The sequence below is a fragment of the Stenotrophomonas sp. STEN240 genome, from assembly GCF_056756175.1.
Map to the genome: position 1 here is coordinate 1 of NZ_JBRRBO010000074.1, position 8,964 is coordinate 8,964.

Consider the following 8,964-nt stretch of genomic DNA (forward strand, 5'->3'; position numbering starts at 1 on the left):
GGCATCAATGAAGTCGCGGCTCTATCGGCGACCTGATCGATCATCAGCTTCGCGGCTGACGCCGCTCCTACAAAAACCAAACAACCGCCAACTTATCTGGCCGGTTCCACATACTTGGCGAACACCGCGTCGATCTTGCCGGTGTCCAGCGCCGCGCCGCCCTGGATCTCCTCGGCCTGCTGGAACAGCGGCATGATCATCGCCATGCCATCAAGCTTGGTCTTCAGGTGCACGCCCGGCGCCTTGCCAAGGAAGCCATCCCAACGCTGGCGCACCTGCGCCCAGAACGGTGCGGTGGCAGCCCAGTAAGCGCGCGCCGGGGTGAAATCCACTTCCGTGGTCTTGATGTAGTCGTTGAAACCGAACTCGCGCGCAATCTCCACCTGGCTGCCATCGGCATTGCGCTGCACCTTGGTGTTGAACTGCTCGTGGGTCCAACCGTTCGGGGTGAGCGTGTGCTGGTTCACCACCGCCAGCGCGTTGTAGTCGCTGCGCTTGGTGTACTCGCGGCGCGGCAACGGGCGCCAGCTCAGGTCGCTGGTCCAGGTCGGCACATTGTTGTTGTAGCTCCAACGGCCGGTACCGCAGTAACGCGGCGCATCGCTGACTTCGTAGACGCACTGCGTCCAGGCGCCTGCGTTCAACGATGCCGGAATGGCGCGCACCGTCCAGGTCTGGTCGGCAGTGAATTCAAAGCGCTGCGGTGCTTCGTAGACCCAATCCTGGCGCCAATGCTTGGTGACGTGGCCGCTCTTGGTATCCACCAGCAGGTGCTGCAGCACGATGCGGCGCGGGGTGTCTTCAACCACGATGACCACTTCATCACCGCCGCTGCGCATCGCCGCCGCACGCTCGTAGCCGGGCTTGAGCAGCACGGTCTCGTCGAAGGCGAAATCCACCGTGTACTCGCCTTGCATCTTCAGGATGCTGTCGTGGTCACGGGCGATGTCGGCAGGTGCGGCGCTGGCGACGGTGCTGACCAAAAACAGCAGCGGCAGGCTGGCGTAGAGCAGCTTCATGGGTGTTCCTTATGTCGATGAAAGGGATGGCCATCCATGGCCACGATGCGATCCTTCGCCGGCTCCTGGAGGAACCGCTAACGTTGCTGCTTACCAGGACACCGAAACGCTGGCCGAAACCGTGCGGCCCGGGTTGCTATAGCGATCGATCACGCTGCTGTTGGCCGCCAACGTGGAGGTGATGCTGGACCAGTCGATGTAATTGCGGTCAGCCAGGTTGAACACGCCGACATTGAACCTGGCACCCGGCGCAAACTGCCAATGCGCCATCAGATCCAGTGCGCCATAACCGGCCGGACGATAGGCGCTGGCAGCGGCGACCCGGTCCTTGCGACGGGCAAAGGTGCCGGCCAGCTCCACACCCCAGTCATCGCGGTCATACATCAGACCGACGGTGCCGCGCAGCGGGTCCACCGAATCCAGCGGCACATCCTCGGTACGGTTCTGCCCATGCGCCCAAGCCACTGCGCCACGCAGGCCCCAACCCTCCAAGGCATCGCTGAGCTGGCCGAAATCAACACCGGCCTTCAACTCGGCGCCGTAGATGCGCGCATCGGCGATGTTCTGCGACTGGAACACCATCAGCCCCTGCGCGTTGACGCCCACATAGCGCTGCGATTCGATGAAATCGCGATAGTCGTTCCAGTAGCCACCGACACTCATGTAAGCCAACGGGCTGACGTAGCGCACACCCAGCTCCAGGCCGTTGCTGGTTTCCGGCTTCAGGTCCGGGTTCGGGATGGCGGTGTAGCCGAACATCAGGTTGGTGAAACCCAGATTGACGTCGTTGTACGGCGGCGAACGGAAGCCGTGCGCGTAACCGGCAAACAGCGACCATTGCTCATCGAAGCGCCACACCATGCCCAGCTTGGGCGAGACGCTGGTCTTGGTCAGCGAGGCCACGGCCATGTCCGGGTTGTCTTCGCGGAAGATGCTGTCCAGCTCGGGCTTGAGCCGGTAATGGTCCACGCGCAGGCCCGGCACCAGCGACAGGCGGCCATCGGCCAGGCGCATTTCGTCCTGCACGTACAGGCCGAGCTCGGTGGTCTTGCTGATCGGGAAATCGCGCACCGGGAAATTGTCCGGCGAGATGTTGGAACTGATGTTGCCGTTGGCCAGCACCTGGTAGCCATCGCGCTTCTGGCGGATGTCGGTCAGTGCACCGTCGAAGCCCCAGGTCAGCGCGTGTTCGACGCTGCCCGACTGCAGGCGCTTGTTGAACTGCAGCTGCGCACCGTTGACCCGCTGATCGAAATGGAAGCCACGATGGCGGCGGCTGCCGTTGGTGCGGCCTTCGTTGGTGATCTGGGTGGTTTCGCTGTTCTGGCTGTAGATCTGCCAGTTCAGGCTGTCAGCAAATGCAGCATCCAGCGCATCCATTTCATGGGCGAAGGACAGCCGCGTACGGCTCTGCGTGTCATGCGCGGTCATGTCGGTGGTGGTTCGCGAGGCCGCAACCGGGTGCTTGTCGTTGACCGAGGAGAACACGTCGGTATCAGTTGTGTCCTCGTTGCCTTCCACGGTCAGACGGAAGCGCTGGCTTTCGTCCACGGCATAGACCAGCTTGGCCAGCACGCTGCGCCCATCGCGTTCCTGCGGATTGGGCGCGGTGCGGGTGTAGTCCTGCGTACGCACATCACCCTTGTTGACGGTCTCCTGACCCTGGTGATGATTGACGTTGACCATGCCACTCCAGTGCTCACCGCCAAAGGCCGTGGTCACGCTGCCCAGCAGCCCTTTCCAGTCACCGTCGTAACCGAATTTCAGGCCGACATAGCTGTCTTTGCCGTCTTTCAGATAATCCGCCGGGTCCTTGGTGACGAAGGCCACCACACCGCCCAATGCATCGGAGCCGTACAAGGAACTGGCCGGGCCGCGCACGATCTCCACCCGCTTGAGCGTTTCCAGATCGGTGAAGTTGCGGTTGCTGTTGGCGAAGCTGCCGATGTTGAAGCTCTTCGGCATGGCGATACCGTCGGTCTGGATCAGCACGCGGTTGGCATCCAGGCCACGGATGCGGAAGCCGCCCAATCCAAAGCGGGTGGCACTGCGGGTGACCGACACGCCCGGTTCGTAACGCACCAGGTCGGCGATGTCGTTGGCCAACTGCTTGTCCAGCTGCTCGCGATCGATCACATCGACGGTGGCGGCGACATCGCCGAGCGCCCGCTCGGTGCGGGTGGCGGTGACCTGGACGCGATCAAATTCCTGCGCGACGGCGGGAGCGGCATTTTCCGCATGCGCGGGTGACAGCACCGCCCACAGGGCAGCGCTCAAGACAGTTGGACGGATCATGGAAGCCTGGAATCATCGGGTGAACAAAGCCCCTGGCAGGCAGCCGGGCCACAAGGGCGACCCGGCTGTAGCCAAGGGGGGAGAGAGCTTTGCGATTCAGGCGGGCGTGGCGCGAGGACGCGCCGGCTGGCAGCGATGCAGCCGCGAACGCGGGCTGCTGCTTACTTGGTAAGGATCAGCTTGTCGTTGCTGGTATGGCGCAGGCGATAGAACTTGTCGCCGTGCTGGATGACGATTTCGCGCTGCCCCTTGAGCAAGGCACCGCTATCGACAACACCGTCGGCCGGCAACAACTGGACCGGGCGCTGCGGCAGGTGGAGGGTACGCGGGCGAAGCAGAACGGGTTGAGCCGACATCATCGTGATTCCGTGCTGGGGACGGAGTAGATGATAATGATTCTCAACAACGATGCAAGAACTATTTGCAACAACTGCGCAATCTTCCCTGAAGCCGGCCATTCGCTCCACCGGTAGTGCCGAGCCATGCTCGGCAGAGGCCTTACCGACATAGCGTCACGGCGACGAACGCGGTGAAACAGGCAGCACTGCAATCACCGGCATGACCGCAACCGGGCGGATCCGTGGCTTCGCGGCTGACGCCGCTCCTACAAAAGCCTGGCCCGCTGTAGTGCCGAGCCATGCTCGGCAGGGGCGTTACGAGCCCACCATCAACACTGTCGGCGCGGCGTACGCCGCGAAGCTGGCAACACCTGGCTCACGCACCTACCCGCGACCTGATTGATCCATGGCTTCGCGGCTTACGCCGCTCCCACAAAGACCGCTCGAATTCCTGGCAACGCGCTGCCGAGCATGGCTCGGCACTACCGCTTCGCAATCAGGCGAAAATCGCCTCGATCTGCTGCCAGGTGCCCTCTTCCACCCGTGCCAGCACGTCCAGCGCGCGCAGGTTCTCTTCCAGCTGCGACACCCGGCTTGCGCCCAGGATCACGCTGGATACCTGCGGGTTGCGCAGGCACCAGGCAATGGCCAGCTGCGCCGGCGATTCGCCCAACTCGGCCGCCAATGCGCTGAAACGACGCACCTTGCCCAGCCGATCATCGGCCGGCTCGCCCAGCACCGACGCCTGCAGCCAGCCCAGCGAGGACTGGCCCAGGCGCGAATCGTCGGCGATGCCGTCGTTGTACTTGCCGGTCAAAAGACCCGAAGCCAGCGGTGACCAGATGGTGGTGCCCAAGCCGGCATCGGCGTACAGCGGCGCGTACTCCTGCTCCACACGCGTGCGGTGCAGCAGGTTGTACTGCGGCTGCTCCATGCTCGGCGCATACAGATGGTTGGCGCGGGCAAACGCCACCGCCTCAGCGATCTGCGCGCCTGACCACTCCGAGGTGCCCCAATACAGCACCTTGCCCTGGCGGACCAGCGTATCCATGGCCAGCACGGTTTCGCTGATCGGCGTCTCCGCATCCGGGCGGTGGCAGTAGTACAGATCCAGATAGTCCACCCGCAGGCGCTTGAGCGCGGCGTGGCAGGCATCGGTGACATGCTTGCGCGACAGCCCGCGCTGGGTCGGCGCAGGCTCCTCGGCCGAGCCGAAGAACACCTTGGAGGACACGCAATAGCCGTCGCGCGGCAGGCGCAGGTCGGCAATCACGTCGCCCATCACCTCTTCGGCGCGGCCTTTGGCATAGCCCTCGGCGTTGTCGAAGAAGTTGACCCCGTTGTCCCAGGCCGCAGCAATCAGGTTGCGCGACTCGTCCCGCCCGATCTGGCTGCCAAAGGTCACCCAGGCACCAAACGACAAGGTGGACAGCTGCAGGCCGGACGACCCGAGACGACGGTATTGCATGGCTGGCTCCAACATAGGACCCTGCGCGCCATTCGCGCAGATTGGCCGCCAGTGTAACCCTGACTGCGCATCGGGCCGCCCCGTGGACCTTGCCGATACCGGCGCATTCGCCGTAATTGCAGGCTCATGCCATGTATATTCTTGCCCGGCATCAGCCGCTGCTCTAGGCTTGCGTCTTTTGCGGGCACGCCCGGGGATTACTCATGTTCGAAGGTTTGGGCAGAATCGGCTTCGGCCTGTTCGGCCTGGCGGTGCTTTTGGGCATCACCTGGCTGTTCTCCAACAACAAGAAAGCCGTTGACTGGAAGCTGGTTGCCACCGGCATCACCCTGCAGATCGCGTTTGCGGCGCTGGTGCTGCTGGTCCCGGGTGGCCGCGACGTGTTCGACTGGCTGGGCAAGGGCTTCGTCAAGATTCTGAGCTTCGTCAATGAAGGTTCCAACTTCATTTTCGGCAGCCTGATGGACATCCCCAAATACGGCTTCATCTTCGCCTTCCAGGTGCTGCCGACCATCATCTTCTTCTCGGCGCTGATGGGCGTGATGTACCACCTGGGCGTGATGCAGGCCATCGTGCGGGTCATGGCTGCGGCCATCACCAAGGTGATGCGTGTGTCCGGTGCTGAAACCACCAGCGTCTGTGCCAGCGTCTTCATCGGCCAGACCGAGGCGCCGCTGACCGTGCGCCCGTATATCTCCAAGATGACCCAGTCCGAGCTGATCACGATGATGATCGGCGGCATGGCGCATATCGCTGGCGGCGTATTGGCCGCTTACGTCGGCATGCTCGGCGGTGGTGATCCTGCCTCGCAGGCCTTCTATGCCAAGCATCTGCTGGCCGCCTCGATCATGGCCGCACCGGCCACGCTGGTGGTCGCCAAGCTGCTGGTGCCGGAAACCGGCACTCCGCTGACGCGCGGCACGGTCAAGATGGAAGTGGAAAAGACCTCCTCCAACATCATCGACGCAGCCGCTGGTGGCGCCGCTGACGGCCTGCGCCTTGCGCTGAACATCGGCGCCATGCTGCTGGCCTTCATCGCCCTGATCGCCCTGCTCAATGCGCCACTGACCTGGATCGGTGACATCACCGGCCTGGCTGCCGCCATCGGCAAGCCGACCAACCTGGCCACCATCTTCGGCTACGTGCTGGCCCCGATCGCCTGGGTGATCGGCACGCCGTGGGCTGACGCCACCACCGTCGGTTCGCTGATTGGCCAGAAGGTCGTGATCAACGAATTTGTCGCTTACATGGACCTGTCGGAGATCATCAAGGGCAACGTCCCGGGCGTCAGCCTGAGTGAAGAAGGCCGCCTGATCGCCACCTACGCGCTGTGCGGTTTCGCCAACTTCAGCTCCATCGCCATCCAGATCGGCGGCATCGGCGGGCTCGCCCCTGACCGTCGCCAGGATCTGGCAAAGTTCGGCCTGCGTGCAGTCCTGGGCGGCACCATTGCCACCTTGATGACCGCCACCATCGCCGGTGTGCTGACCCATTTCAGTTGATCCACGCTGTAGAACCACTCCTGTTGATTCAATTCGGCGCGTTCATCGCCGTTACTGCTTCATCGCCACCTTAGAGACGTAGATTCCATGAGTTCTGTTGTCGTTGCTGGTTCCTTCAATGTCGATCACGTCTGGCGCTGCGACGCCCTGCCCGCACCGGGAGCGACCATTGCTGGCCGTTACAGCACCGGCCCCGGTGGCAAGGGCTTCAACCAGGCCGTCGCCGCACAGCGCGCCGGCGCGCAGACCAGTTTTGTCTGCGCGCTGGGCTCTGACGCCGGCGGCGACCTCGCCCGCCAGCTGGCCAGTACCGATGGCATCGCCCTGGTAGCCGAAGCCAGCGACGAACCCACCGGCACCGCCGGCATCTACGTCGATGGCCGCGGCCGCAACTCGATCGTGATCGGCGCCGGCGCCAATGCCTCGCTGAGCACCGATTTCGTGGCCGCCAACGCTGCGCTGATCAGCGGCGCCAAGGTGCTGCTGGCACAGTTGGAATCGCCGGTGGAAACCATCGAAGCAGCGCTGGCGCAGGCCCGCGAGGCGGGTGTGCTGACCATGCTCAACGCGGCCCCTGCCAATGCACCGTCCACCATCAGCCTGCTCAAGCTGGCCGATGTGCTGACCCCGAACGAAACCGAGTTTGCCGCCCTGCTGGGCCGTCATGTCGGCGAGCGCATCGAGGCCGACGACGTGGCAACGCTGGATGGCGCCAGCCTGCACGCGCTCTGCCGCAAGCTGTCCGGCAACACCGTGGTGGTGACCTTGGGCGCGGTCGGCGTGTTTGTCTCGCACGATGAAGACAAGCTGCGCAGCGACAGCCAGCCGTATTACCGGGTGGCAGCCGAGTCGGTGCAGGTGGTGGATACCACCGGCGCCGGCGATGCCTTCAACGGCGCCCTCGCCGCCTCGCTGGCGCAGGCACCGGAGGCTTCGTTCATCAAGCACGTACGCTTCGCCAACCAGTACGCCGCCCGCTCCACCGAGAGCGAAGGCGCCGCCTTGTCGATGCCGAAGATGACCCCGGCCGACGTCTGAGCTGTACTCCCTCCCTTGCGCAGCAGGGGAGGGTTGGGGAGGGGTAGCCTTTTAGGCCCTCCAAGCATTGCCAGCTTCGCAGCTTTGCCCCCTCCCTTGCGCAGCAGGGGAGGGTTGGGGAGGGGTAAGCTCTACGGCCTCTTGAGCATTGCCAGCTTCGCGGCTGACGCCGCTCCTACAGCCGGGGTTCCAGCCAGCGCCTTACAATACCGTCCATGCAGATCGGCCCCTACACCATTGCACCCAACGTGGTGCTCGCGCCCATGGCCGGCGTCACCGACAAGCCATTCCGTCAGCTGTGCAAACGGCTGGGCGCGGGTTTGGCCGCCTCGGAAATGACCATCAGCGACCCGCGCTTCTGGAATACCCGCAAATCCCTCCATCGCATGGACCATGCCGGCGAGCCGGCACCGATCAGCGTGCAGATTGCAGGGACCGAACCGCAGCAGCTGGCCGAGGCCGCGCGCTACAACGTCGACAACGGCGCGCAGATCATCGACATCAACATGGGTTGCCCGGCCAAGAAGGTGTGCAACGCCTGGGCCGGCTCGGCGTTGATGCGCGATGAAGCCTTGGTGGCACGCATTCTTGAAGCGGTGGTCAATGCCGTCGATGTGCCGGTCACGCTGAAGATCCGTACCGGCTGGTGCGCCGATGTGCGCAATGCGCCCAGCATCGCCCGCATCGCCGAGGACAGCGGCATCGCCGCGCTGGCCATCCACGGCCGCACCCGCGACCAGCACTACACCGGCGTGGCCGAATACGAGACCATCGCCGCGATCAAGGCGATGCTGAAGATTCCGGTATTGGCCAACGGCGATGTGGATTCCCCGCGCAAGGCCGAACAGGTCCTCAAGCTCACCGGCGCCGACGCAGTGATGGTTGGCCGTGCAGCACAGGGCCGGCCGTGGATCTTCCGCGAGATCGCCCATTACCTGGCCACCGGCGAGGAACTGCCACCGCCTTCGGTGGAGGAAGTGCGCGACATCCTGCTCGGCCATCTCAATGACCTGCACGCCTTCTACGGCGAACCGCAGGGCGTGCGCATCGCCCGCAAACACCTGGGCTGGTATGCAAAGGACAGGCCCGAGAACGCCGCCTTCCGCGTAGTGGTCAATGCAGCGGAAAGCGCAGACGCGCAGATACGCCTGACCCGCGACTATTTCGATGCGCTGATAGCCGGTGAAAGCGCAGGCATGCAACAAACAGCCTGACACCACCTGTAGAGCCGAGCCATGCTCGGCTGGGGCGTTACCAGCAACGTTTGGATTTATGCATGAAGCCTCTGCCGAGCATGGCTCGGC

At 63.9% G+C, this 8,964-nt stretch carries 7 protein-coding genes; 3 read left to right on the top strand and 4 right to left on the bottom strand.

Annotation, left to right across the window (positions count from 1 at the left end; translation table 11 throughout):
* Window positions 1–92 precede the first annotated feature (92 nt).
* The 4 genes from ACVOKO_RS18945 to ACVOKO_RS18960 all read right to left on the bottom strand — a co-directional run bounded on the left by ACVOKO_RS18945 (window position 93) and on the right by ACVOKO_RS18960 (window position 5,120).
* The gene (locus ACVOKO_RS18945; protein ID WP_346500862.1) at window positions 93–1,019 is read right to left on the bottom strand and encodes a DUF6607 family protein; all 927 of its coding nucleotides are present in this window, start codon (window positions 1,017–1,019) and stop codon (window positions 93–95) included.
* A gap of 90 nt (window positions 1,020–1,109) precedes the next feature.
* The gene (locus ACVOKO_RS18950) at window positions 1,110–3,314 is read right to left on the bottom strand and encodes a TonB-dependent hemoglobin/transferrin/lactoferrin family receptor (protein ID WP_346500864.1); all 2,205 of its coding nucleotides are present in this window, start codon (window positions 3,312–3,314) and stop codon (window positions 1,110–1,112) included.
* Window positions 3,315–3,475: 161 nt separating this feature from the next.
* Window positions 3,476–3,670 (bottom strand): hemin uptake protein HemP, encoded by a 195-nt coding sequence (gene hemP / locus ACVOKO_RS18955; protein WP_346500866.1) that lies wholly within the window; start codon window positions 3,668–3,670, stop codon window positions 3,476–3,478.
* Between the two features lie 478 nt (window positions 3,671–4,148).
* Complete coding sequence (locus ACVOKO_RS18960) at window positions 4,149–5,120, bottom strand: aldo/keto reductase (RefSeq protein ID WP_346500868.1); 972 nt, start codon at window positions 5,118–5,120, stop codon at window positions 4,149–4,151.
* Between the two features lie 203 nt (window positions 5,121–5,323).
* On the opposite strand from ACVOKO_RS18960, the gene ACVOKO_RS18965 reads away from it, so the two are divergent.
* The 3 genes from ACVOKO_RS18965 to dusB all read left to right on the top strand — a co-directional run bounded on the left by ACVOKO_RS18965 (window position 5,324) and on the right by dusB (window position 8,874).
* The gene (locus ACVOKO_RS18965) at window positions 5,324–6,622 is read left to right on the top strand and encodes a NupC/NupG family nucleoside CNT transporter (protein ID WP_346500871.1); all 1,299 of its coding nucleotides are present in this window, start codon (window positions 5,324–5,326) and stop codon (window positions 6,620–6,622) included.
* An 87-nt stretch (window positions 6,623–6,709) separates the two neighbouring features.
* A complete protein-coding gene (locus ACVOKO_RS18970) occupies window positions 6,710–7,660 on the top strand; it encodes a ribokinase (protein ID WP_346500873.1) in 951 nt (316 codons plus the stop codon).
* 215 nt (window positions 7,661–7,875) lie between these two features.
* On the top strand, window positions 7,876–8,874 hold the full coding sequence (dusB, locus tag ACVOKO_RS18975) for a tRNA dihydrouridine synthase DusB (RefSeq protein WP_346500875.1): 999 nt from the start codon (window positions 7,876–7,878) through the stop codon (window positions 8,872–8,874).
* Window positions 8,875–8,964: the final 90 nt, after the last annotated feature.